Annotated in this window: 21 protein-coding genes; 14 read left to right on the top strand and 7 right to left on the bottom strand. The window is 56.2% G+C overall.

The features are described from left to right. Positions 1–109: 109 nt before the first annotated feature. Complete coding sequence (narQ, locus tag B3511_RS14195) at positions 110–1,783, bottom strand: nitrate/nitrite two-component system sensor histidine kinase NarQ (protein WP_286783278.1); 1,674 nt, start codon at positions 1,781–1,783, stop codon at positions 110–112. A 215-nt stretch (positions 1,784–1,998) separates the two neighbouring features. Here narQ and aegA point away from each other — a divergent pair, with 215 nt between their 5' ends. From aegA to B3511_RS14180, 3 genes are all read left to right on the top strand, one after another. Then, positions 1,999–3,963, top strand: coding sequence for a formate-dependent uric acid utilization protein AegA (gene aegA / locus B3511_RS14190; RefSeq protein ID WP_286783277.1), 1,965 nt, complete (start codon positions 1,999–2,001; stop codon positions 3,961–3,963). A gap of 66 nt (positions 3,964–4,029) precedes the next feature. After that, positions 4,030–4,605, top strand: coding sequence for a GDP-mannose pyrophosphatase NudK (gene nudK, locus B3511_RS14185; protein ID WP_046884635.1), 576 nt, complete (start codon positions 4,030–4,032; stop codon positions 4,603–4,605). Between the two features lie 124 nt (positions 4,606–4,729). Next, positions 4,730–5,773 carry a DUF1176 domain-containing protein gene (locus B3511_RS14180; RefSeq protein ID WP_233801532.1) on the top strand — a complete coding sequence of 348 codons (1,044 nt, stop codon included), beginning with the start codon at positions 4,730–4,732 and terminating at the stop codon, positions 5,771–5,773. Here B3511_RS14180 and tkt read toward each other — a convergent pair. Continuing rightward, complete coding sequence (gene tkt / locus B3511_RS14175; protein ID WP_040074571.1) at positions 5,770–7,758, bottom strand: transketolase; 1,989 nt, start codon at positions 7,756–7,758, stop codon at positions 5,770–5,772. The two genes, B3511_RS14180 and tkt, sit on opposite strands and share 4 nt — an antisense overlap. A gap of 19 nt (positions 7,759–7,777) precedes the next feature. Continuing rightward, complete coding sequence (gene tal / locus B3511_RS14170; protein WP_207292182.1) at positions 7,778–8,728, bottom strand: transaldolase; 951 nt, start codon at positions 8,726–8,728, stop codon at positions 7,778–7,780. 292 nt (positions 8,729–9,020) lie between these two features. On the opposite strand from tal, the gene maeB reads away from it, so the two are divergent. Continuing rightward, complete coding sequence (maeB, locus tag B3511_RS14165) at positions 9,021–11,300, top strand: NADP-dependent oxaloacetate-decarboxylating malate dehydrogenase (RefSeq protein ID WP_286783276.1); 2,280 nt, start codon at positions 9,021–9,023, stop codon at positions 11,298–11,300. A 156-nt stretch (positions 11,301–11,456) separates the two neighbouring features. Here the strand turns inward: maeB and hemF are convergent, their stop codons facing one another. Together hemF and amiA are read right to left on the bottom strand one after the other, a co-directional pair. Then, a complete protein-coding gene (gene hemF, locus B3511_RS14160; protein ID WP_286783275.1) occupies positions 11,457–12,356 on the bottom strand; it encodes an oxygen-dependent coproporphyrinogen oxidase in 900 nt (299 codons plus the stop codon). Further along, positions 12,356–13,228: an N-acetylmuramoyl-L-alanine amidase AmiA gene (gene amiA / locus B3511_RS14155; protein WP_286783274.1), complete on the bottom strand. Its 873-nt coding sequence runs from the start codon at positions 13,226–13,228 to the stop codon at positions 12,356–12,358. Before amiA ends, hemF begins: the two co-directional genes overlap by 1 nt. 213 nt (positions 13,229–13,441) lie before the next feature. Here amiA and B3511_RS14150 point away from each other — a divergent pair, with 213 nt between their 5' ends. The 10 genes from B3511_RS14150 to pdxK all read left to right on the top strand — a co-directional run bounded on the left by B3511_RS14150 (position 13,442) and on the right by pdxK (position 21,735). Next, positions 13,442–13,867: a GNAT family acetyltransferase gene (locus B3511_RS14150; RefSeq protein WP_040074576.1), complete on the top strand. Its 426-nt coding sequence runs from the start codon at positions 13,442–13,444 to the stop codon at positions 13,865–13,867. Next, positions 13,854–14,303 (top strand): DUF2919 domain-containing protein, encoded by a 450-nt coding sequence (locus tag B3511_RS14145; protein WP_040074577.1) that lies wholly within the window; start codon positions 13,854–13,856, stop codon positions 14,301–14,303. The genes B3511_RS14150 and B3511_RS14145 overlap by 14 nt, the downstream gene beginning before the upstream one ends. 62 nt (positions 14,304–14,365) lie before the next feature. Beyond that, on the top strand, positions 14,366–14,941 hold the full coding sequence (locus tag B3511_RS14140) for an RpoE-regulated lipoprotein (RefSeq protein WP_040074578.1): 576 nt from the start codon (positions 14,366–14,368) through the stop codon (positions 14,939–14,941). Positions 14,942–15,034: 93 nt separating this feature from the next. Then, positions 15,035–15,934 (top strand): Dyp-type peroxidase, encoded by a 900-nt coding sequence (locus B3511_RS14135; protein WP_286783273.1) that lies wholly within the window; start codon positions 15,035–15,037, stop codon positions 15,932–15,934. Positions 15,935–16,105: 171 nt separating this feature from the next. Further along, entirely contained in the window at positions 16,106–17,122 is a 1,017-nt protein-coding gene (gene cysP, locus B3511_RS14130) for a thiosulfate/sulfate ABC transporter substrate-binding protein CysP (RefSeq protein WP_233801539.1), read from the top strand. Next, positions 17,122–17,955 carry a sulfate/thiosulfate ABC transporter permease CysT gene (gene cysT, locus B3511_RS14125; protein ID WP_040074581.1) on the top strand — a complete coding sequence of 278 codons (834 nt, stop codon included), beginning with the start codon at positions 17,122–17,124 and terminating at the stop codon, positions 17,953–17,955. Before cysP ends, cysT begins: the two co-directional genes overlap by 1 nt. Then, positions 17,955–18,830, top strand: coding sequence for a sulfate/thiosulfate ABC transporter permease CysW (cysW, locus tag B3511_RS14120; RefSeq protein ID WP_046884643.1), 876 nt, complete (start codon positions 17,955–17,957; stop codon positions 18,828–18,830). Before cysT ends, cysW begins: the two co-directional genes overlap by 1 nt. Continuing rightward, positions 18,820–19,914 (top strand): sulfate/thiosulfate ABC transporter ATP-binding protein CysA, encoded by a 1,095-nt coding sequence (gene cysA, locus B3511_RS14115; RefSeq protein WP_286783272.1) that lies wholly within the window; start codon positions 18,820–18,822, stop codon positions 19,912–19,914. The genes cysW and cysA overlap by 11 nt, the downstream gene beginning before the upstream one ends. Positions 19,915–19,981: 67 nt before the next feature. Continuing rightward, entirely contained in the window at positions 19,982–20,893 is a 912-nt protein-coding gene (gene cysM / locus B3511_RS14110; protein ID WP_040074584.1) for a cysteine synthase CysM, read from the top strand. 5 nt (positions 20,894–20,898) lie between these two features. After that, positions 20,899–21,735, top strand: coding sequence for a pyridoxine/pyridoxal/pyridoxamine kinase (gene pdxK / locus B3511_RS14105; RefSeq protein ID WP_286783271.1), 837 nt, complete (start codon positions 20,899–20,901; stop codon positions 21,733–21,735). Positions 21,736–21,779: 44 nt separating this feature from the next. On the opposite strand, the gene crr is transcribed toward pdxK, so the two are convergent. Both crr and ptsI read right to left on the bottom strand, forming a co-directional pair. Then, positions 21,780–22,289, bottom strand: coding sequence for a PTS glucose transporter subunit IIA (crr, locus tag B3511_RS14100; RefSeq protein WP_003861316.1), 510 nt, complete (start codon positions 22,287–22,289; stop codon positions 21,780–21,782). Positions 22,290–22,329: 40 nt separating this feature from the next. After that, on the bottom strand, positions 22,330–24,057 hold the full coding sequence (ptsI, locus tag B3511_RS14095) for a phosphoenolpyruvate-protein phosphotransferase PtsI (RefSeq protein WP_286783270.1): 1,728 nt from the start codon (positions 24,055–24,057) through the stop codon (positions 22,330–22,332). Positions 24,058–24,082: the final 25 nt, after the last annotated feature.

Below are 24,082 nucleotides of genomic sequence, written 5' to 3'. Positions count from 1 at the left end.
TGCGCGTTTACAGCGCAATCGCGCCTCCTGTGCGGCTGAGTATTACGCACGCACGTGGCGTTCTAATGAGATGCGAGGGTTATTTACGCTTATTTACCCTTTGCACGGCTCACTGCGGAAAACGCACCTCCACCTGAGTTCCCCCCTCCGCCGGACGCGAGAAGTGCAGGCTACCGCCCAGTCGCAGGGCGCGTTCGCGCATGATATTGAGCCCGTAATGGCCAGGGGGTTCGCTGGCATCGCCAATCCCAATCCCGTTATCGCGAATAGAAACGATGTGCTCGCCGCTGGCGGTGGTCACGCAGGCGACGGCAATCTCACTGGCCTGCGCATGCTTAATGGCGTTCAGCACCGCTTCGCGCACAATCTGCAGCAGGTGCACCTGCTTTTGCGCATCGAGGGCGAGAGAGGAGAGACGACAATCTAAAGAGAGTTTCGCGCGGGTCTGGCTTTGTAAGCCATCCAGCGACTCCTGGAGCGCCGCGGGGAGGTTGGCATGATTGAGCGTCAGGCGGAAGGTGGTCAGCAGTTCGCGTAACTGAAGCCAGGCATCGTTCAGCGCTCGCGAGAAGTCGCTAATAATGGTCTGCGCCGGCTGGTTCTCCTCCGGTACGGCGTGTTTTAACAACGTCAGCTGAATGCGTAAATAAGAGAGTACCTGGGCCAGCGAGTCGTGCAATTCCCGGGCAATGGTGGCACGCTCCTCCATCAACAGCAGTTGCTGGAAGTGCTTCTGCGACTGGTTCACATAGATGCCGCGCCCCAGCATCGTGGCCACGCTTTTCATCAGCGGCCCTGATACCGTGCCGTGCTCGTTTTGCCAACAGAGTTCACCAAATCGCGTCTCCTGCATCACCACCGGCAACTGCTGCATGGGTAAACGATCGCTTTTGTAACCCTCACTCATCTGCCAGCCGTCGCTGGTGCTTAGCGCCAGATAGCGCATGCCGGTATGCGCCTTCACAATTTGCAAAATGTGGCGAAAGCAGTGGCTGTCTGTCTGGCTGGCATTCAGGGCCTGTGAACAGGTGAAAAGCATCTCCAGCTGCTGGTGGGCCTCATGCAAATGATGGGTTTTCTCTTCCACGGAGCTTTCCAGGGAGCGGTACAGAGTGTGCAACTCCTCGGCCATATGGTTAAAGGTACGTGACAGCAGGCCCAGCTCGTTGGGCAGATCGCTGTCCGGAGCGGGGGTATCAAAGCGGCCTTGTTCAATCTGCAGGCTGGAGCTTACCAGATGGTTGAGCGGGGCGACGACCTGGCGGCGAATGCGACGCAGCGTGATAAAGACCAACAGCAGGATCCCGCCGCCGCCCGCCAGCGAAATGATCACCACCAGCTGCATCTTGTGTTCGGCATAATGTTGCAGTGAAAGCACAAAGGCATCCATTCGCCCGATATACTCTTCGATATGCGCCTGGTACCACGCCTCGTTGCCCTGCAATAACTGCTCATTCATCACCTGCCATGCCGCCTGCAACTGATGATAGCGCTGCTTTACCTCCTCCGGCACATACCACTTATCCAGCGATGTTAACGCTGGCGCATTCAGCGTGTTTTGCCAGGTAAGCAAGTGCTCATGCAGATCGCTCCCACCACGCTGCAGCTCGTAGCCAAGACGATAGCTCTGCATACGCAGGGAGCCGGCAATGTTAATGGCTTCTGCATCGCGTTGGCTGCTGGCAAGGGTCAATAGCGCCACGGCGCTGGACAGGACCGATAACACAATAATGGAGATGAATGCCCGGGCAAGGCTTCGCGAGACGGGTCGTTTTACTATCACACATGGCTTCCTGAATGATGTCTGAACAAAGGTCCGGCGCGACTGCGCCAGCCGAAGGAAACGCTATTCCCTTTACGCAAAATATATTTGATCTCACTCAGGTTCAGGGCAGAAAGTTCGCGTTTCTGGGCATATGAACATTGCCTGAACCCGCCCCGGTGCGTAAATACTTAACCCCTGTATAAAATAAGGTTAATGACCAGGCCGGTGTCGCTATGAATCATTTTATTATGGCCAACAGCCAGCAATGTATCGGATGTCACGCCTGCGAAGTCGCCTGCGTGATGGCACATCATAATGAACAACATGCGCTGAGTCAGCGGGAATTCACGCCACGAATCACCGTGGTGAAAGAGGGGAGCCGCTTCAACACCGTCACCTGCCATCACTGCGAAAATGCTCCCTGCATCCAGAGCTGTCCGAACGGGGCCATCGCCCGCGAAAATGACAGCGTGCAGGTGGATCAACAGCGCTGTATTGGCTGCAAAGCCTGCGTCGTGGCTTGCCCCTTTGGCACGATGGACATCGTGGTTACCGCCCAGGGTGAAGCCACCGCGCAGAAGTGCGATCTCTGTGCCGGACGACCGCAGGGGCCAGCCTGCGTGGAAAACTGCCCGGCAGATGTCCTGACGCTTGCCACCCCTGACGCACTGAATCAACTCTCCCGCGCGCGCAGACTGCGTACGGCGAGTCATGAGGCGCAGCCATGGAAAGGGATTGCCCCGGCGGCGGTGAAAGCCGGCGGAAAGCGGGCGCAGCTGCAGGCGCTTAGCCCGCGTGGCGAGCCGGATAAGCTCAGCCCTGAGGCGCGCGTGGGCAACTTTGCAGAAATTTATCTGCCATTTCGAACAGAGCAGGCGCAGCGGGAGGCATCGCGCTGTCTTACCTGCGGCGAGCACACGATTTGTGAATGGACCTGTCCGCTGCACAACCATATCCCGCAGTGGATTGAGCGGGTAAAAGCCGGTGATATCGAGGCGGCGGTCGAGTTATCACACCAGACCAACTGCCTGCCGGAGATCACCGGGCGAGTCTGCCCGCAGGACAAACTTTGCGAAGGGGCCTGCACGGTGCGCGAGGCGTCCGGCGCGGTCACCATCGGCAACCTTGAACGTTATATTTCTGACCAGGCGCTGGCGAAAGGCTGGCGGCCCGATCTCAGCCAGGTGGTGCCGGTCGATAAACGTGTGGCCATTATCGGTGCCGGGCCTGCGGGGTTAGCCTGCGCAGACGCGCTGGTGCGCCGTGGCTTTAGCGTGACCGTCTACGATCGTCACCCGGAGATTGGTGGTTTGCTGACCTTTGGCATTCCGGCGTTCAAACTGGATAAGTCGCTGCTGGCCCGCCGTCGCGACATCTTTACCGCGATGGGGATCCGTTTTGTACTCAATTGCGAGGTGGGTAAGGATGTGTCGATGGCTGAACTTCAGCGGGAGTATGATGCGCTCTTTATCGGAGTCGGCACCTGGCGGTCGATGAAAGCCGGCATCCCTAACGAAGAGGCGCCGGGTGTTTACGATGCGCTGCCGTATCTGGTGGGCAATACCCGTCAGCTTATGGGGCTGCCCGCCTCGGTGGCCGATCCCTTTATCGATACCGCCGGGCTCAACGTGGTGGTACTGGGGGGCGGCGATACGGCGATGGACTGTGTGCGTACCGCTCTGCGTCAGGGGGCGGCAAACGTCACCTGCGCCTACCGTCGCGACGAAGCCAACATGCCCGGTTCCCGTAAAGAGGTGAAAAATGCCAAAGAGGAGGGGGCCGCCTTTGAATTCAACGTCCAGCCGGTGGCGCTGGCGCTGGATGACAGCGGACGGGTCAACGGAGTTCGTCTACTGCGCACCCAGCCTGGCGAGCCGGATGGCGAGGGGCGGCGGCGTCCGGTGCCGATTGCCGGCAGTGAATTCGTGATCCCTGCCGATGCGGTAATCATGGCCTTTGGCTTTACTCCGCATGCCGCGGCGTGGCTGCAGGCGCAGGGGGTGGCCGTGGATGAGTGGGGACGGATTGTCGCCGGCGTCGACAGCCGTTACCGTTATCAGACCAGTAACCCGCAAATTTTCGCCGGTGGCGATGCGGTTCGCGGTGCTGACCTGGTGGTGACTGCCATGGCCGAAGGACGGCATGCGGCGCAGGGCATCGCCGACTGGCTGGGCGTAAATCAGAATCTTATCCATTAACCCGGCCACGACAAAGCGGACTTCACGGCGTAGTATGACGAGGATATTTTGCGCTGTGGAGTCCGCATGACCCTGAAAATTGACCTAATCAAAGATAAAATCCTCTCCGACAATTACTTTCTGCTTCGCAACATGACTTACGATCTAACGCGTGAAAACGGCGAAGTCGTGCGCCATAAGCGTGAGGTCTACGATCGTGGTAATGGCGCAACGGTGATGCTCTATAACCGGGATAAAAAAACCGTGGTGCTGATCCGTCAGTTCCGGGTGGCGACCTGGGTTAATGGCAATCCCGACGGTATGCTGATTGAAACCTGTGCCGGTCTGCTGGATGACGATGCACCCGACGTCTGCGTCCGTAAAGAGGCAATTGAAGAGACCGGCTTCGCCGTCAGCGAAGTGCGTAAAGTCTTTGAGCTGTATATGTCCCCGGGCGGTGTCACCGAACTCATTCACTTTTTTGTTGCGGAATACAGCGACGCTCACCGCGCCAATGCGGGCGGCGGCATTGAAGATGAAGAGATCGAGGTACTGGAGATGCCTTTCACGGAGGCGCTGGAGAAGGTTAAAACCGGCGAAATCCGGGATGGCAAGACGGTGATATTACTGCAGTATCTTCAGACATCCGGCTTAATGACTTGATCTTATTAATGTTAATAAGATGTATTTTAAATAAATCTATCCGATAAATCCGATTGAGCCATCCCGGTTTGCGCAGGAAGATACGGCCAGTTTTTTGAGTCATGCTTCCGGGATCGTGCCATACATGCGTCACAGCTATTTATTTATCTTTATGCTCACTATGCTGCCGGCACTTTATGTGCAGGCGGCCCCCGCGCAGCGAGCTTTTTCTGACTGGCAGGTGACCTGCAATAATCAGAATTTTTGCATTGCGCGCAATATTAACGAGCATAAAGGGCTGGTGATGACCCTGAGCCGTAGCGCCGGTGCCAAAACCGATGCGGTCCTGCGCATTGAACTCGGCGGGCTGGCGACCCCTTCTGCCGGCGAACCGGCGATCGCCCCCCGTTTACTTCTTGATGGCGAACCGTTAGCGCTCGATACCCGGCACTGGCAACTCTCCCCCTGGCGTTTATCAACTGACGATACCGCCACTATTAATGCGTTCCTGGCCACCATTCAGGAAAAGCATATGATCGCCCTGAACCGGGGCAAGCAAGAGATCTCCCTCGATGGCCTGAAGGCCACGCTGTTGTTTATCGACAGCCAGCAAAAGCGTGTGGGCAGTGAAACCGCCTGGATTAAAAAGGGCGACGATCCGCCGCTCAGCGTGCCACCCGCACCGGCGCTAAAAGAGGTAGCGGTAATTAATCCAACGCCTACGCCCCTGACGCGCCAGGAGCGCAGCGATTTAATTGATTACGGTACCTGGCGAATGAATAACAGCCAGTGCTCGCTCGATCCGGCGCGCCGGGAGGTACGGGTAACGGCCCTGACCGATGATAAAGCGTTGATGATGATTAGCTGTGAAGCGGGGGCCTACAATACCGTGGATCTGGCGTGGCTGGTTTCGCGAAAAAAACCCTTTGCCGCACGGCCTGTCCGCCTGCGTCTGCCGTTTGTTGCCGCAAGCGAGAGCAGCGATATGGAGCTGATGAATGCGGGCTTCGATGAGAAAAATCGCGAACTCACCACCCTGGCGTTAGGGCGGGGTATTGCCGATTGTGGCATCCAGACGCGCTGGCGTTTTAATGGCCAGCGCTTTCGTCTGGTGCGGTATGCTGAAGAGCCAAGCTGCGATAACTGGCATGGACCAGATGCCTGGCCCACCTTGTGGATCACCCGTTAAAGCAGGTTCTGCGCTTTTTCCACCACGTTTTCGACCGTAAAGCCGAAGTACGGGAAGAGCTTATCAGCCGGGGCCGATTCGCCGTATCCCCGCATGCCGACAATCGCCCCCTTCAGGCCGACATATTTATACCAGTAGTCGGCAATTCCGGCCTCGACCGCCACGCGGGCGCTCACATCTGAAGGCAGCACCGACTCACGGTATTCCTCATCCTGGGCATCAAAAATGTCCGTCGAAGGCAGAGAAACTACACGTACCGCATGACCTTCAGCGGTAAGTTTTTCTGCCGCCTTCACGGTGATCTCCACTTCCGAGCCGGTGGCAATCAGGATCACGTCCGGCTTGCCGCCGCTGTCTTTCAGGATGTAGCCACCGCGGGCGATGTTTTTGACCTGCTCCGGCGTACGTTCAATCTGCGCCAGATTCTGACGTGACAGGATCAGCGCCGTCGGGCCGTTATGGCGCTCTATGGCCAGCTTCCAGCCCACCGCGGCCTCGACCTGATCGCAAGGACGCCAGGTGCTAAAGTTTGGCGTCAGGCGCAGGCTCGCCAGCTGTTCCACCGCCTGGTGGGTCGGCCCATCTTCCCCCAGCCCGATGGAGTCGTGGGTATACACCATGATCTGTCGCGCTTTCATCAGCGCCGCCATGCGCGCGGCATTACGCGCGTACTCCACAAACATCAGGAAGGTCGCGGTATAAGGCACAAAGCCGCCGTGATGGGCTATACCGTTGGCGATGGCGGTCATGCCGAACTCACGTACACCGTAGTGGATGTAGTTACCGGCCTGGTCCTCTTTAATCGATGTCGACCCCGACCAGATGGTGAGGTTGCTGGGCGCCAGGTCTGCGGAACCGCCAAGCAGCTCGGGCAGAATCGGCCCCAGCGCGTTAAGGGTGTTTTGCGACGCCTTACGGGTAGCGATTTTCGCCGGATTAGCTTGCAGCTCCTCAATCAGCGCCTGAGTCTTCTCTTCCCAGGCTTCTGGCATACCGCCGCTCATCCGGCGGGTAAACTCGGCGGCCAGCTCCGGATGCGCGTTTTTATACGCGGCAAATTTCTCATTCCACGAGGCCTGGATTTTACTCCCCTTGTCGCGGGCATCCCAGGCGCTATAGATCTCTTTCGGGATCTCAAAGGCGGGATATTTCCAGCCCAGTTTCTGGCGGGTCAGCGCCACCTCTTCTTCACCCAGCGCCGCGCCGTGCGACTCTTCCTTGCCCGCTTTGTTCGGCGAGCCGAAGCCGATGGTGGTCCGGCAGATAATCAGGGACGGTTTGTCCTTCACGCTCTGCGCTTCCTGAATCGCTTTTTTCACCGCCTCAGGATCGTGGCCGTCAATTTCGTGAACAACGTGCCAGTGGTACGCCTCGAAGCGTTTGGCCGTATCGTCGGTGAACCAGCCTTCGGTTTCGCCATCAATGGAGATGCCGTTGTGATCGTAAAAACCGATCAGTTTACCAAGCCCCAGGGTACCGGCCAGGGAGCAGACTTCGTGCGAGATCCCCTCCATCAGACAGCCGTCGCCCATAAAGACGTAGGTAAAGTGATCGACGATGTCATGGCCCGGCTGATTAAATTGCGCCGCCAGGGTGCGCTCTGCGATGGCCAGCCCCACGGCATTGGCCAGCCCCTGGCCCAGCGGTCCGGTGGTGGTTTCAACGCCAGGCGTGTAGCCCAGCTCCGGGTGGCCTGGCGTTTTGGAGTGCAGCTGACGGAAGTTTTTCAACTCTTCCAGCGGCAGGTCGTAGCCAGAGAGGTGCAGCAGGCTATAGAGGAGCATGGAGGCATGGCCGTTAGACAAAATAAAGCGATCGCGGTCGTACCAGGCCGGATCGTTAGGATTGTGCTTCAGAAAGTCGTTCCACAGCACTTCGGCGATATCGGCCATGCCCATCGGTGCCCCCGGATGGCCGGAATTGGCTTTTTGCACGGCATCCATGCTAAGGGCGCGTATGGCGTTGGCTAACTCTTTACGGGACATAGTTCACTCCATGGCTGATTTAAAGTTTGGCGGCGAGCAGATCTTCAAGCTTGCGCTGGTCAACGGCAAACTGACGAATGCCGTCTGCCAGTTTTTCGACTGCCATTGCATCCTGGTTATGCTCCCAGCGGAATTCGGCTTCGGTCATCGCTTTCGGCTTCGGCAGCACGGTTGAGGTAGGGATCAGCTTACGCATGACGGTCTCGTCTTTGTCCTGCAGCTTTTTCAGCAGATCCGGGGAGATGGTCAGGCGGTCGCAGCCGGCCAGGGCGAGGATCTGTTCAGTGCGGCGGAAGCTGGCACCCATCACGATGGTTTCGTAGCGGTGCTGCTTGTAATAATCGTAGATATTACGTACGGATTTCACGCCGGGGTCTTGCTCGACCACGTAGGGGTCCATCGGCTCTTTTGCCTGATACCAGTCATAGATGCGGCCAACAAACGGGGAGACAAGATAGACGCCGGCCTCGGCGCAGGCACGGGCCTGAGCAAATGAGAACAGTAGCGTCAGGTTACAGTTGATCCCCTCTTTCTCCAGCTGTTCCGCCGCCCGGATCCCCTCCCAGGTCGAGGCCAGCTTGATCAAAATGCGCGACTTATCGATGCCCTGGTCCTGATAAAGCTCAACCAGACGACGGGCCTTGTTAATGCTCTTCTCTTTATCGAAGGAGAGGCGGGCGTCAACCTCGGTTGAAACGCGGCCGGGAATACTTTTCAGAATTTCCGCACCAATATTTACCGCCAGTTTGTCGCTGGCCTCTGCTACCTGTTGCTCTTGCGTTTTACCGCGCTGCTTACCATAGGCGATGGCGTCGTCAATAAGATGGCTGAAATGAGTCAATCCCGCCGCCTTTAACAGCAGCGAAGGGTTGGTGGTCGCATCTTCCGGCTGGTAGCTACGGATAGATTCAATATCACCGCTGTCGGCAACGACGGTGGTAAATTGTTTGATGCCGTCTAGTTGGTTCATAAAGTATGACTCCTTGAAATCAAAAGAGTTAGTCGAGTGCGTTGGATCACACTTCTGGAAAATTCGCGACGTGCTTAACAAAAAAGCATAGCAGACGAGGAGGGTCTTGCTTTGGCGGGTGGGTAACAGGCTTGTTATAAATTGATAACAAATTTTGTTGTTTGTTGGTCAGAGTTTGGCAGCCTTCAAAGTTTGAACCGCAGCCAGCGGCGATACTATGCGGCACGCCAGGGTGTGCCTCAGGACAGAAAAACAGCACCCATTTTGAACGATACGTTAAAGGAAGGATAAGATGGACGATCAGTTGAAACAGAGTGCCCTCGATTTTCATGAATTCCCGGTTCCCGGTAAAATCCAGGTTTCCCCCACCAAACCTCTCGCCACGCAACGTGACCTGGCGCTAGCCTACTCGCCGGGCGTTGCCGCCCCTTGCCTGGAAATTGAGAAAGATCCGCTCGCTGCCTACAAATACACCGCGCGCGGCAACCTGGTGGCGGTGATTTCTAACGGTACCGCGGTGCTGGGCCTGGGCAATATCGGTGCGCTGGCGGGCAAGCCGGTGATGGAAGGGAAGGGTGTTCTGTTCAAGAAATTCGCCGGTATCGACGTGTTTGATATCGAGGTGGATGAGCTCGATCCCGATAAGTTTATCAACGTGGTGGCCGCGCTGGAGCCAACCTTCGGCGGTATTAACCTCGAAGATATCAAAGCGCCAGAGTGTTTCTATATTGAACAAAAACTGCGCGAACGGATGAATATTCCGGTGTTCCATGACGACCAGCATGGCACTGCCATTATCAGTACAGCCGCCATTCTGAACGGCCTGCGGGTGGTAGAGAAAAACATCTCTGACGTGCGTATGGTGGTATCCGGTGCCGGTGCGGCAGCCATCGCCTGTATGAACCTGCTGGTGGCGCTGGGTATGCAGAAGCACAATATTGTGGTCTGCGACTCAAAAGGGGTTATCTACAAAGATCGCGAACCCAATATGGCTGAAACCAAAGCCGCCTATGCGGTCGTGGATGACGGCAAGCGCACGCTGGATGATGTGATTGACGGCGCGGATATCTTCCTCGGCTGCTCCGGCCCGAAAGTGCTGACCCAGGAGATGGTGAAGAAGATGGCTCGTGCGCCGATGATTCTGGCGCTGGCCAACCCGGAGCCGGAAATTCTGCCGCCGCTGGCGAAAGCGGTGCGTGAAGACGCCATTATCTGTACCGGCCGTTCTGATTACCCAAACCAGGTGAACAACGTGCTCTGCTTCCCGTTCATCTTCCGCGGCGCACTGGACGTGGGTGCGAAGGCAATCAACGAAGAGATGAAGCTGGCCGCCGTTCACGCCATCGCCGAACTGGCTCACGCCGAACAGAGCGAAGTGGTAGCTTCGGCCTACGGCGATCAGGATCTCAGCTTTGGTCCGGATTACATTATTCCGAAACCGTTCGACCCGCGCCTGATTGTGAAGATCGCTCCGGCAGTGGCGAAGGCAGCGATGGACTCCGGTGTAGCCATGCGTCCGATTCAGGACTTTGATGCCTACGTCGATAAACTGACCGAGTTCGTCTACAAAACGAACCTGTTTATGAAGCCTATCTTCTCCCAGGCACGCGCAGACGCGAAGCGCGTGGTGCTGGCAGAGGGTGAGGAGGCGCGCGTGCTGCATGCCACGCAGGAGTTGATCACCTTAGGTCTGGCGAAGCCGATTCTGATTGGCCGTCCGAGCGTGATTGAGATGCGTATCCAGAAGCTGGGGCTGCAGATTAAACCAGGCGTGGATTTTGAGATCGTGAACAACGAATCCGATCCGCGCTTTAAAGAGTACTGGAACGAATATTACGCGATCATGAAACGTCGCGGGATCACCCAGGAGCAGGCGCAGAAAGCGGTCATCAGCAATACCACGGTGATCGGCGCGATCATGGTCCACCGCGGCGAAGCCGACGCTCTGATCTGCGGCACGGTAGGGGATTACCACGAGCACTTTACCGTGGTGCAGGAGATCTTCGGCTATCGTGAGGGTGTCCATACGGCGGGGGCGATGAACGCGCTGCTGTTGCCAAGCGGTAACACCTTTATCGCTGATACCTATGTGAATGACGATCCGACGCCGGAGCAGCTGGCTGAAATCACCGTGATGGCGGCAGAAACCGTGCGTCGTTTCGGGATCGAACCAAAGGTAGCCTTGCTGTCGCACTCTAACTTCGGGTCATCAAAATCCCCGGCGGCGAGCAAGATGCGCGAGACGCTGGAACGGGTGCGCGCGCGAGCGCCTGAGCTGATGATTGATGGTGAAATGCACGGTGATGCCGCGCTGGTGGAGAATATCCGCAATGAGCGTATGCCGGACAGCCCGCTGAAAGGCTCGGCGAACGTGCTGATTATGCCGAACGTCGAAGCGGCGCGTATCAGCTACAACCTGCTGCGTGTCTCCAGCTCTGAAGGGGTGACGGTTGGTCCCGTGCTGATGGGGGTGGCGAAGCCGGTACATGTGCTGACGCCGATCGCCTCTGTGCGTCGTATTGTGAACATGGTGGCGCTGGCGGTGGTAGAGGCGCAGACGCAGCCGCTGTAGTTTTTATTTCTCCCCCTCACCCTAACCCTCTCCCATGGGGAGAGGGGACTGACGGGAATGCCTGTTTTGCCCCTCTCCCACGGGGAGAGGGGACTGACAGGAACGCCCGTTTTCTCCCTCTACCTCAGGGAGAGGGCCGGGGTGAGGGGATAAAGGCTACACCCAGTCCCGAACCCGAATAAAATCCTTCAGGGCAGCCTCCGGGCTGCCCTCTTTTGGCTCGAAATTATACTCCCAGCGCACCAGCGGCGGCATCGACATCAGAATCGACTCCGTACGCCCGCCGGTCTGCAAACCAAACAGCGTGCCGCGATCCCACACCAGATTAAACTCTACGTAACGCCCCCGGCGATAAAGCTGGAACTCACGCTCTCGTACGCCGTAATCGGTATCCTTACGCCGTTCCACAATGGGAAGATACGCGTCGGTATAGCCGTTACCCACCGCCTGCATAAAGGCGAAAGCGGTATCAAAATCCGGCGTGTTGAGATCGTCAAAAAAGAGCCCGCCGATACCCCGCTGCTCGTCTCGGTGCTTCAGATAGAAATAGTCGTCACACCACTTTTTGTATTTGGGATACACCTCGTCACCGAAGGGCTGGCAAAGATCGCGGGCCGTACGGTGCCAGTGGACGGCATCCTCTTCAAAGCCGTAAAAAGGCGTTAAATCGAAGCCACCGCCAAACCACCATACCGGCTCGGCTCCGGGTTTTTCGGCAATAAAAAAGCGCACGTTAGCATGGCTGGTCGGTACAAAAGGACTGTGGGGATGGACCACCAGCGAAACCCCCATCGCCTCGAAGCTGCGGCCTGCCAGCTCCGGACGGTGAGCGGTGGCCGAGGCAGGCATTGTATCGCCATGGACGTGCGAGAAATTCACGCCGGCTTGCTCAAAGATACCGCCGTTACGCAGCACCCGACTGCGTCCGCCGCCGCCGCCTTCGCGCTGCCACTCATCTTCCTGAAACGCTCCGCCGTCAACCGCGTTCAATTTCTGGCAAATCTGGTCCTGCAACTGTAGCAAGAAGGTTTTAACCCGTTGCGCATTTGGTTTCATCAGCGTCTCTTCACGTGGGCTTTTTGATTATCGAACCAGTTAAAGTAACTGATTATCCCGGAGGCGATAGCGTTAGCGATCTTCTGGCGAAACGCGGTAGTGCCGAGTAAGCGCTCCTCTTCCGGGTTAGTAATAAAGGAGGTCTCCACCAGCACAGAGGGGATGGAGGGCGATTTCAGCACCACAAAGGCAGCCTGCTCGGTCCCTTTACTGTGCAGACGGTGCACGGGCCGAATCTTCTTCAGAATATGCGACCCGAGGGTCAGGCTGTTTTTGATGGTGTCGGTTTGCACCAGGTCAAACAGCACCTGCTGGAGAAGATGATCTTTATCGGTGGCTTTTTTACCGGCCACTTCATCGGCGCGGTTTTCGCGATCCGAAAGATATTTCGCCATGGCGCTACTGGCGCCGCGGTTCGAAAGGGCGAACACCGAGGCACCGGCCGCGCTCGGATTAGTAAAGCCGTCCGCATGGATAGACATAAACAGATCCGCGCCGTGCTTGTGGGCAATTTCCACCCGATCGTACAGGGGAATAAAGGTATCACCGGTGCGGGTCAGTCGTGCGTCAATGCCGTTGCTGCGTAAAATTGTCCGCACTTTTTTTGCAATCGCCAGCACGACATGTTTCTCTTTAGAGCCGTTATGGCCAATGGCACCGGTATCGATGCCGCCGTGGCCCGGATCGAGCATGACCACGCGCTTAGCGCCCGGTTTTTTAGCTTTAGGTTTACTGTGTCCGTTACTGGTTTTAAGCGTGCTCTCTTCTTTGGCCTGGGCTTTTGCAACGCCGGATAAAGTTAAGGCAGCCAGCCCCGCTTTGAGAACCTGACGACGCGATGTGAGTGTTTTTAATGGTTTGAATGTGCTCATGCGGCCTGAATTGTAAAAAATGGGGGTCCTGGTGTTATATCGTATCGTCTTTCGCGTTACGACAGTCCTTGCTAATAATTGTTTTACTTTTCATTTCAATACGTGACAGAGTGACATTATGCCAAATTTTGGTGAGATTTTCCCCGAATATTGGCTAAACGCGGCGTTCGGGCGATAATCACTGTTTTTGAACCTAAAAAGGCGGCTAATACCATGGAGATACGCGTTTTTCGCCAGGCAGATTTCGAAGAGGTCATCACCCTGTGGGAGCGTTGCGATCTTCTGCGCCCCTGGAATGATCCGGAAATGGATATTGAACGTAAGCTCAATCATGACGTCAGCCTGTTCCTGGTGGCGGAAGTGAACGGTGAAGTGGTTGGCTCGGTGATGGGTGGTTACGATGGCCATCGCGGCTCGGCCTACTATCTTGGTGTGCATCCGGAGTTCCGTGGACGCGGTATTGCCAATGCGTTGCTCAACCGTCTCGAGAAGAAATTGATTGCCCGCGGCTGTCCCAAAATTCAGATCATGGTTCGCGAAGACAACGATGTGGTGCTGGGGATGTACGAACGGCTGGCTTATGAACACGCCGATGTGCTGACCCTCGGCAAGCGCCTGATAGAAGATGAAGAGTATTGAGTTTCACCCCGGCGACTACGACAGCCAGGGACGCATGCGCTTGCCGCTCTTGTTCTGGTGCGTATTGCTACTTCAGGCACGCACCTGGGTGCTCTTTGTGCTGGCAGGGGCCTCACGCGATCAGGGCAACACCCTGCTAAATCTCTTTTATCCCGATCACGATAACTTCTGGCTCGGGCTATTACCGGGCGTGCCTGCGGTGCTGGCGTTTTTGCTGAGCGGACGACGCCATCTCTGGCCCCGCCTGTGGTTCGCGCTTCGTAGTCTGCTGATTGCGGCGCAGCTCATCCTGTTGGCCTGGCAGCCCTGGCTCTGGCTGCAGGGCGAACCGTTAAGCGGCATTGGAATTACGCTGGTGATTGCGGACATCGTGGCGCTGTTATGGCTGGTCACCAATCCCCGTCTGCGCGCCTGTTTCATACCTGAGAAAGATTAAACGGCACTTTTTGCCGATGATGCACTCCAACAAGCGTTGAATTAACCAGAAAGGACCCTCTCATGAAATCGCTGCGTTTATTGATCTGCGCGCTCCCCGTTGTGTTGACGGGTTGTTCCACTCTCTCGTCGGTTAACTGGTCTGCGGCTTATCCCTGGAACTGGTTTGGCGCCTCCACCGAGGTTACCGAGGAGGGGGTAGGCAATATCACCTCCGCCACGCCGATGGAGCAGGAGGCGATCGCCTCAGCGCTAAGCAGCGATTATCGCCTGCGTAGCGGAATGAAAACCGAAAATGGCAATATCGTGCGTTATTACGAAGCGCTGAAAGATGACAAGCTGGCGCTGGTTATCAGCGGTGATAATAGTGCGGTAAAACGCGTTGAAGTCCTTGATAGCGAGATTGAAACCGACAGTGGAGTCAAAATCGGCACGCCGTTCAGTGACCTGTATCAGAAAGCATTCGGAAACTGTACCAGCGCCGTGGTAGAGGAAGGCGTTGGGGTTGAGTGTAAAGCGAAAGAGAGCCAGCACATCCGTTACCTGTTTAGCGGCAGCTGGAGCGGCCCGGAAGGGTTAATGCCTTCTGACGATACCCTGAAGAGCTGGAAAGTCAGCAAAATTATCTGGCAGCAGTAAATTGCGTCTGGACAATCTGCCTTGCTGAAAAAGCGGGTATAATCGCCGCCAACAATGCCACGCTGACGTGGCATCTTTTTTTCAGGAGGAGCGATGTCTCAGGTTCAGAGTGGCATTTTGCCAGAACATTGCCGCGCGGCGATTTGGATGGAAGCCAATGTTAAAGGGGATGTCGATGCCCTGCGTGCGGCCAGCAAAATTTTTATCGATAAACTGGCCACTTTCCAGGCCGCATTTCCCGAGGCACACCTGGGCGCGGTCGTTGCTTTCGGGAACAACGTCTGGCGTCAGCTGAGCGGCGGTGAGGGGGCAGAAGAGCTGAAAGACTTCATCCCTTACGGGAAAGGTCTGGCACCGGCTACGCAGTATGATGTGTTGATTCATATTCTTTCCCTGCGCCATGACGTGAATTTTTCTGTTGCTCAGGCGGCGCTGGAAGCCTTTGGCGGCAGCATTGAGGTGCAGGACGAGGTCCATGGTTTCCGCTGGGTTGAAGAGCGCGATCTGAGCGGCTTTGTCGACGGTACTGAAAACCCAGCCGGGGAAGAGACGCGCCGCGACGTAGCGGTCATTAAAGAGGGCGTGGATGCGGGTGGCAGCTATGTATTCGTTCAGCGCTGGGAGCATAACCTGAAGCAGCTTAACCGCATGAGCGTGCATGACCAGGAGATGATGATTGGCCGTACCAAACAGGCCAATGAAGAGATCGACGGCGACGATCGCCCGGTGACCTCTCACCTGACCCGCGTCGATCTGAAAGAAGACGGCAAAGGGCTGAAAATTGTGCGCCAGAGCCTGCCCTATGGCACGGCGAGCGGCACGCATGGCCTTTACTTCTGTGCCTACTGCGCGCGTCTCTATAACATTGAGCAGCAGTTGATGAGTATGTTTGGTGATACCGACGGTAAGCGCGACGCGATGCTGCGCTTCACCAAACCGGTGACCGGTGGCTACTATTTCGCCCCTTCCGTCGAGCGTCTGCTGGCGTTGTAAATGCCTTCCTCCCTCTCCCGCGGGAGAGGGCTGAGGTGCGGGCTTCAGGCCGCACCCTTATTCTCTTTTCTGCTTGTAAATCACCAAACGGTATATAAAACCGTTACTCCTTTCGTACTCGTTATAAATATTATGACCATAAGATAGTCATCACATTTATAAGGGTGCTCAATGGCCGTTACGTTACTGAAAAAAGGATATCTGACGCTGGCTGCTTCCGTGCTGCTGGTGGCGCAGGCGCAGGCAACTGAGCTGCTTAACAGCTCCTATGACGTCTCCCGCGAGCTGTTTGCCGCCCTTAACCCGCCGTTTGAACAGCAGTGGGCGAAAGAGAACAACGGAGACAAGCTGACCATTAAGCAATCCCACGCGGGCTCTTCCAAGCAAGCGCTGGCGATCCTGCAGGGTCTGAAGGCGGATGTGGTGACCTACAACCAGGTGACAGACGTGCAGATCCTGCATGACAAGGGCAAGCTGATCCCGGCCAACTGGCAAAGCCGCCTGCCCAATAACAGCTCACCGTTCTACTCCACCATGGGCTTCCTGGTGCGTAAGGGCAACCCGAAAAATATTCACGACTGGAACGATCTGGTACGTTCTGACGTGAAACTGATCTTCCCGAATCCTAAAACCTCCGGTAACGCGCGCTACACCTATCTGGCAGCCTGGGGGGCGGCAGATAACGCTGACGGTGGCGATAAAGCCAAAACCGAGCAGTTCATGACCCAGTTCCTGAAAAACGTTGAAGTGTTCGATACCGGCGGACGTGGCGCGACCACAACCTTTGCCGAACGTGGCCTGGGCGATGTGTTGATCAGCTTTGAATCGGAAGTGAACAACATCCGTAAGCAGTATGAAGCTCAGGGCTTTGAGGTCGTGATTCCGAAGACCAATATTCTGGCGGAATTCCCGGTGGCGTGGGTAGACAAAAACGTCGAGGCCAACGGCACTGAGAAAGCGGCGAAAGCGTACCTGAACTGGCTCTACAGCCCACAGGCGCAATCCATCATTACCGATTACTACTACCGTGTGAATAACCCGGAAGTCATGGACAAACTGAAAGACAAATTCCCGCAGACGCAGCTGTTCCGTGTGGAAGAGAAGTTTGGCTCCTGGCCTGAGGTGATGAAAACGCACTTCACCAGCGGCGGCGAGTTAGACAAATTGCTGGCGGCGGGGCGTAAGTAATGTTTGCAGTCTCCTCCAGACGCGTGCTGCCGGGCTTTACATTAAGCCTTGGGACCAGCCTGCTGTTCGTCTGTCTGATTTTATTATTACCGCTTAGCGCGCTGGCCATGCAGCTCTCCGAAATGAGCTGGGCCCAGTACTGGGAAGTGATCACTAACCCGCAGGTGGTGGCGGCTTACAAAGTGACGCTGCTCTCTGCGTTTGTCGCCTCCATTTTTAACGGCGTGTTCGGCCTGCTGATGGCGTGGATCTTAACCCGCTATCGTTTTCCGGGTCGTACGCTGCTGGATGCGCTGATGGATTTACCCTTTGCGCTGCCCACGGCGGTGGCCGGCCTGACGCTGGCCTCGCTGTTCTCGGTGAACGGTTTTTACGGCGAGTGGCTGGCAAAGTTTGATATCAAAGTGACGTATACCTGGCTCGGCATCGCGGTGGCCATGGCGTTTACCAGCATTCCTTTTGTGGTACGTACTGTACAGCCGGTGCTGGAAGAGTTAGGGCCGGAATATGAAGAAGCGGCGGAAACGCTGGGCGCGACGCGCTGGCAGAGTTTTCGCAAAGTCGTACTGCCGGAGCTCTCTCCTGCGCTGCTGGCGGGCGTAGCGCTCTCCTTTACCCGAAGCCTGGGAGAATTTGGCGCGGTAATCTTTATTGCCGGCAACATCGCCTGGAAGACCGAAGTCACCTCGCTGATGATTTTTGTTCGCTTACAGGAGTTCGATTACCCGGCGGCGAGCGCCATCGCCTCGGTGATCCTCGCGGCATCGCTGCTGCTGCTGTTCTCAATTAACACTCTGCAAAGTCGCTTTGGGCGACGTGTGGTAGGTCACTGATGGCGGAAGTTACACAATTGAAGCGCTACGACGCACCCCGCATCAACTGGGGTAAATGGTTTTTGATTGGTACCGGGGCGGTGGTGTCTGTCTTTATCCTCGTGGTGCCAATGGTCTATATCTTTGTGCAGGCCTTCAGCAAGGGGATTATGCCCGCGCTGCAAAACCTCGCCGACCCGGACATGCTGCACGCCATCTGGCTGACGGTGATGATCGCGTTGATCACGGTTCCGGTAAACCTGGTGTTTGGCATCCTGCTGGCATGGCTGGTCACGCGCTTTAACTTCCCGGGCCGTCAGCTGCTGCTGACCCTACTGGATATCCCGTTTGCCGTTTCGCCGGTGGTGGCGGGCCTGGTGTACCTGCTCTTTTACGGCTCCAACGGCCCGCTGGGCGAATGGCTGGATGAGCACAACCTGCAGATTATGTTCTCCTGGCCGGGAATGGTGCTGGTGACCATATTTGTGACCTGTCCGTTTGTTGTCCGTGAGCTGGTGCCGGTGATGTTAAGCCAGGGCAGCCATGAAGATGAAGCCGCGGTGTTGCTGGGCGCATCCGGCTGGCAAATGTTCCGCCGAGTCACCTTGCCGAATATTCGCTGGGCATTGCTCTATGGCGTGGTACTGACCAACGCCCGCGCTATTGGTGAGTTTGGCGCTGTGTCGGTGGTCTCCGGCTCGATTCGCGGTGAAACACTGTCGCTGCCGTTACAGATTGAATTGCTGGAGCAGGACTATAACACCGTCGGCTCCTTTACCGCCGCAGCCCTGCTGACGCTGATGGCGATTTTGACCCTGTTTTTAAAGAGTGTGGTGCAGTGGCGTTTAGAAAATCAGGAAAAACGCCAGCATCAGGAGGGAAATCATGAGCATTGAGATTGCCAATATTAAGAAGTCATTTGGTCGCACCCAGGTGCTGAACGATATCTCGCTGGATATCCCTTCCGGACAAATGGTCGCGCTGCTGGGGCCGTCCGGCTCTGGTAAAACCACGCTGCTGCGCATCATCGCCGGGCTTGAGCACCAGACCAGCGGACATATCCGCTTCCACGGTACCGACGTGAGCCGCCTGCATGCCCGCGACCGTAAGGTGGGTTTTGTGTTCCAGCACTATGCGCTGTTCCGCCATATGACGGTGTTCGATAACATCGCATTCGGCCTGACCGTGCTGCCGCGCCGCGAACGTCCCAATGCGGCAGCCATCAAAGCGAAAGTAACCAAACTGCTGGAGATGGTGCAGCTCGCCCATCTGGCGGATCGTTTTCCCGCTCAGCTTTCCGGCGGGCAGAAGCAGCGTGTCGCCCTGGCGCGTGCGCTGGCCGTTGAACCGCAAATCCTGCTGCTGGATGAACCTTTTGGCGCACTGGACGCACAGGTGCGTAAAGAGCTGCGTCGCTGGCTGCGTCAACTGCATGAAGAGCTGCAGTTCACCAGCGTGTTCGTTACCCACGATCAGGAAGAGGCGATGGAAGTGGCCGACCGGGTGGTGGTGATGAGCCAGGGGAACATTGAACAGGTAGACGAACCAGAGCAGCTCTGGCGTGAACCGGCGACCCGTTTCGTGCTGGAGTTTATGGGCGAAGTCAACCGCCTGCATGGCATCGTGCGCGGCGGGCAGTTCCACGTTGGCGCGCACCGCTGGCCGCTGGGTTATACCCCCGCGCACCAGGGGCCGGTGGATCTGTTCCTGCGTCCGTGGGAAGTGGATGTCAGTCGCCGTACCAGCCTCGACTCCCCGCTGCCGGTGCAGGTACTGGAGGCCAGCCCGAAAGGACACTATACCCAGCTGGTGGTACAACCGCTGGGCTGGTACACCGATCCCCTGACGGTAGTCATGCGCGATGAAACCCCGCGACACCGCGGTGAGCGCTTATTTGTCGGGCTACAGCATGCCCGTATCTATCACGGGAAAGCGCGTATCGAAACGCGTGGGGATCTTGCTCTGGCCGAATCTGCCTGATAGGTTAATCAGTATGTTTATCGCCCGGTGGCGCTGCGCTAGCCGGGCTTTTTATTGAGCAAAAATCGTGAACACATTAGAGCAAACCATCGGCAACACTCCTCTGGTCAGGCTTCAGCGCATGGGGCCAGCCAATGGCAGCGAAGTTTGGGTCAAACTGGAAGGCAACAATCCTGCGGGTTCGGTGAAAGACAGAGCTGCGCTGTCGATGATTGTGCAGGCCGAGTTGCGGGGCGAGATTAAGCCCGGCGACGTGCTGATTGAAGCGACCAGCGGCAACACCGGCATTGCGTTGGCGATGATCGCCGCCCTGAAAGGTTATCGCATGAAACTGCTGATGCCCGACAACATGAGCCAGGAGCGACGGGCTGCCATGCGTGCCTACGGCGCCGAGCTCATTCTGGTCACGAAGGAACAGGGGATGGAAGGGGCACGCGACCTGGCCCTTGAGATGGCCAGTCGGGGCGAGGGTAAGCTGCTGGATCAATTCAATAATCCGGATAACCCGTATGCGCATTACACCACCACTGGGCCGGAAATCTGGCAGCAGACCGGGGGGCGGATCACCCATTTTGTCTCCAGTATGGGCACCACCGGAACCATTACCGGCGTGTCGCGCTTTCTGCGCGAGCAGCCCAGCGCGGTCACGATAGTTGGCTTACAGCCGGAAGAGGGGAGCAGTATCCCGGGCATTCGTCGCTGGCCGCAGGCATATATGCCGGGCATTTATAATGCACAGCTGGTGGATCAGGTACTGGATATTCATCAGCGCGAGGCGGAAAATACGATGCGTGAGCTGGCCATGCGCGAAGGTATCTTCTGTGGCGTCAGTTCGGGTGGCGCAGTAGCCGGTGCTTTGCGTGTCGCCGCGCAACATCCGGGCGCGGTCGTAGTGGCGATTATCTGCGATCGTGGCGATCGTTATCTTTCTACGGGCGTCTTTGGTGAAGAGAGTTATTCGCAGGGTGCGGGGATTTAAGCCTCATGGAGATGATTTTATTTCGGGATAAAACCCGGGCGCAGCAGAGCGATATCGTGGCGGTACAGTCTCAGGTCGTTTATGGCAGCGTGGGTAACAGCGTTGCGGTGCCAAACATTCGCCGCCATCAGCTTACCGTCACCGCCGTTCCTACGGTGCTTTTCAGTAATACGCCACACTATGACACCTTCTACGGCGGCGTCATTCCTGACGAGTGGTTTGTCGGCTATCTGCAGGCGCTGGAAGAGCGTGACGTCCTGCGTGAACTGAAGGCAGTGACCACGGGCTATATGGGGAGCGCCAGCCAGATTGCGCTGTTGGCCAAATGGCTGAGCGCGATTAAAGCCAGCCATCCCGAACTGCTGGTGCTGGTCGATCCGGTGATCGGCGATGTGGACAGCGGGATGTACGTTAAGCCAGAGATCCCTGAAGCCTACCGCCAGTATCTGCTGCCGTTAGCGCAGGGCATTACGCCCAACGTTTTTGAACTGGAAGTGCTGAGCGGCCAGTCCTGTCGTACGCCGGAGAGCGCGATTGCGGCGGCGAAAAGTCTGCTCAGCGAGACGCTGAAGTGGGTCGCCATCACCAGCGCACCCGTTGCGGCGGATCCCGACCACATTCACGTGGTGCTGGTGACGGCCGGGGACGTTAGCGTGAGCGCGCATCCGCGCGTGCAGGCCGATCTGAAAGGGACGGGCGATCTGTTCTGCTCAGAGTTGGTAAGCGGTATCGTACGAGGCAAGCCGGTAGCAGAGGCGATAGTACTGGCCGGTAATCGGGTGACTGAAGTGATGGACTATACCCTGCAAAAGGGCTACGACGAGCTTATTCTCCCAGCGTAGAAACAAAAATGGCGCCCGAAGGCGCCATTTTTCTGTGTGGCAAATTACTTCTTGATGCGGATAACCGGGGTTTCGCCCACGGTGACGCTGCCAGACAGTTTGATCAGTTCTTTGATTTCGTCCATGTTGGAGATCACAACCGGCGTCAGGGTAGACTTGGCTTTCTCTTCCAGCAATGGCAGATCGAATTCAATGACCGGGTCGCCTACTTTCACACGCTGACCTTCTTCAGCGATGCGCTTGAAGCCTTCGCCTTTCAGTTCGACGGTGTCGATACCGAAGTGTACGAACAGTTCAATACCGCTATCAGATTCGATAGAAAACGCGTGGTTGGTTTCAAAAATCTTACCGATAGTACCGTCAACCGGTGCAACCATTTTGTTACCGGTCGGTTTGATAGCAATGCCATCACCAACGATTTTCTCTGCGAACACTACATCCGGCACGTCTTCGATGTTGACGATCTCGCCGGAGAGCGGAGCAACAATCTCAATAGTTCCGGAGTCTTTTTTATCATCAGAAACCAGAGATTTCAGTTTATCGAACAAACCCATGATCTTCTCCTAAGCAGTAATTTGGGCCGCATCTCGTGGATTAGCAGATTGTTTTTTCTTCAATGAACTTGTTAACCAGCGTCATTAACTCGTCCGTTGTCGGTTGAGCAAGAGCTTGCTCTGCTAATACCTTCGCATCTTCGAAGTTCGTGTTACGGATAATCTTCTTAATGCGCGGGATGGAAATGGCGCTCATAGAGAATTCGTCCAGACCCATACCCAGCAACAGAAGTGTAGCACGTTCGTCGCCTGCAAGCTCACCACACATGCCTGTCCATTTACCTTCAGCATGAGAAGCATCAATAACTTGCTTGATAAGCGTCAGTACGGACGGCGACATTGGCTGGTAGAGATGTGAAATCATATCATTACCACGGTCAACTGCCAGGGTGTACTGCGTTAAATCATTGGTACCAATACTAAAGAAGTCGACTTCTTTGGCTAAATGACGCGCAATTGTCGCCGCTGCCGGTGTTTCCACCATCACGCCCACTTCGATTGACTCGTCAAATGCCTTACCTTCGTCACGCAGTTCCTGTTTAAAGATTTCGATCTCTTTTTTCAGTGCACGCACTTCTTCAACGGAGATGATCATCGGGAACATGATGCGCAGCTTACCGAAAGCGGAAGCACGCAGAATGGCGCGAGCCTGGTCACGCAGGATCTCTTTGCGATCCATGGCAATACGCACTGCACGCCAGCCCAGGAACGGGTTCTCTTCTTTCGGGAAGTTCATGTACGGCAGCTCTTTGTCGCCACCGATGTCCATGGTACGGACAATGACCGCCTGAGAGCCACAGGCTTCAGCAACGGCTTTGTATGCGGCGAACTGCTCTTCTTCAGTAGGCAGCGCGTCACGGTCCATGAACAGGAATTCAGTACGATACAGACCCACACCTTCCGCACCGTTGCGCTCAGCGCCATCGACGTCACGGACGGTACCGATGTTAGCGCAAACTTCAACCTGGTGACCATCCAGCGTGATAGCCGGCAGATCTTTCAGCTTCGCGAGTTCGGCTTTTTCGGTAGCAACCTGCTCCTGAACGGCACGCAGTTGCTCGATCTCTTCGTTAGTTGGGTTGACGTAAACTTTGTTGTTTACGGCATCCAGAATCAGATAGTCGTTGTTTTTCACCTGAGTAGTGACGCTACCGGTACCCACAATGGCTGGCAGCTCCAGAGAACGCGCCATAATTGAGGTGTGGGAGGTACGTCCGCCCGCATCGGTGATGAAACCCAGCACCTTGTTCAGGTTCAGCTGTGCGGTTTCAGACGGGGTAAGGTCAGCAGCAACCAGAATAACTTCGTCCTGAATGGAGCTCAGGTCGATGATTGCCAGACCCAGGATGTTGCGCAGCAGGCGCTTACCGATGTCACGTACGTCAGCCGCACGCTCTTTCAGGTACTCATCATCCAGTTCTTCCAGGGCGGTTGCCTGGCCTTCGATCACTTCATGCGCAGCCGCGTCGGCCGTCATGCCCTTATCTTTAATCAGGGCTATGATTTCCTGCTCCAGCTCCTCATCTTCGAGCAGCATGATATGCCCTTCGAAGATGGCTTCTTTTTCTTCGCCAAAAGTTTCACCAGCTTTTGTTTTGATCGCTTCCAGCTGCGCAGATGCTTTTGCACGACCGCTCAGAAAACGTTCAACTTCCTGATCAACCTTGTCGGCAGAAACTTTTTTCCGGTCGATGACGATCTCGTCTTCCTTCAGCAGAAGTGCGTTGCCGAAAGCGATACCCGGGGATGCTAAAATGCCTGAAATCATAACCCTACCTTACTTGTGACTGATA

The organism is Leclercia sp. UBA1284 (genome assembly GCF_002308415.1).
GTDB classification, from domain to species: Bacteria; Pseudomonadota; Gammaproteobacteria; order Enterobacterales; family Enterobacteriaceae; genus Enterobacter; species Enterobacter pneumoniae.
The sequence above is the reverse complement of the archived record's forward strand: the minus strand, read 5'-3'. Positions and strand labels throughout refer to the sequence as shown.

What these genes read in the sequence shown, in the direction of transcription:
- aegA (WP_286783277.1), top strand. Translation starts at nt 1,999, where the DNA reads ATGAATCATTTTATTATGGCCAACAGCCAGCAATGTATCGGATGTCAC.
- nudK (WP_046884635.1), top strand. Translation starts at nt 4,030, where the DNA reads ATGACCCTGAAAATTGACCTAATCAAAGATAAAATCCTCTCCGACAAT.
- B3511_RS14180 (WP_233801532.1), top strand. Translation starts at nt 4,730, where the DNA reads ATGCGTCACAGCTATTTATTTATCTTTATGCTCACTATGCTGCCGGCA.
- tkt (WP_040074571.1), bottom strand. Translation starts at nt 7,758, where the DNA reads ATGTCCCGTAAAGAGTTAGCCAACGCCATACGCGCCCTTAGCATGGAT.
- tal (WP_207292182.1), bottom strand. Translation starts at nt 8,728, where the DNA reads ATGAACCAACTAGACGGCATCAAACAATTTACCACCGTCGTTGCCGAC.
- maeB (WP_286783276.1), top strand. Translation starts at nt 9,021, where the DNA reads ATGGACGATCAGTTGAAACAGAGTGCCCTCGATTTTCATGAATTCCCG.
- hemF (WP_286783275.1), bottom strand. Translation starts at nt 12,356, where the DNA reads ATGAAACCAAATGCGCAACGGGTTAAAACCTTCTTGCTACAGTTGCAG.
- amiA (WP_286783274.1), bottom strand. Translation starts at nt 13,228, where the DNA reads ATGAGCACATTCAAACCATTAAAAACACTCACATCGCGTCGTCAGGTT.
- B3511_RS14150 (WP_040074576.1), top strand. Translation starts at nt 13,442, where the DNA reads ATGGAGATACGCGTTTTTCGCCAGGCAGATTTCGAAGAGGTCATCACC.
- B3511_RS14145 (WP_040074577.1), top strand. Translation starts at nt 13,854, where the DNA reads ATGAAGAGTATTGAGTTTCACCCCGGCGACTACGACAGCCAGGGACGC.
- B3511_RS14140 (WP_040074578.1), top strand. Translation starts at nt 14,366, where the DNA reads ATGAAATCGCTGCGTTTATTGATCTGCGCGCTCCCCGTTGTGTTGACG.
- B3511_RS14135 (WP_286783273.1), top strand. Translation starts at nt 15,035, where the DNA reads ATGTCTCAGGTTCAGAGTGGCATTTTGCCAGAACATTGCCGCGCGGCG.
- cysP (WP_233801539.1), top strand. Translation starts at nt 16,106, where the DNA reads ATGGCCGTTACGTTACTGAAAAAAGGATATCTGACGCTGGCTGCTTCC.
- cysT (WP_040074581.1), top strand. Translation starts at nt 17,122, where the DNA reads ATGTTTGCAGTCTCCTCCAGACGCGTGCTGCCGGGCTTTACATTAAGC.
- cysW (WP_046884643.1), top strand. Translation starts at nt 17,955, where the DNA reads ATGGCGGAAGTTACACAATTGAAGCGCTACGACGCACCCCGCATCAAC.
- cysA (WP_286783272.1), top strand. Translation starts at nt 18,820, where the DNA reads ATGAGCATTGAGATTGCCAATATTAAGAAGTCATTTGGTCGCACCCAG.
- pdxK (WP_286783271.1), top strand. Translation starts at nt 20,899, where the DNA reads ATGGAGATGATTTTATTTCGGGATAAAACCCGGGCGCAGCAGAGCGAT.
- crr (WP_003861316.1), bottom strand. Translation starts at nt 22,289, where the DNA reads ATGGGTTTGTTCGATAAACTGAAATCTCTGGTTTCTGATGATAAAAAA.
- ptsI (WP_286783270.1), bottom strand. Translation starts at nt 24,057, where the DNA reads ATGATTTCAGGCATTTTAGCATCCCCGGGTATCGCTTTCGGCAACGCA.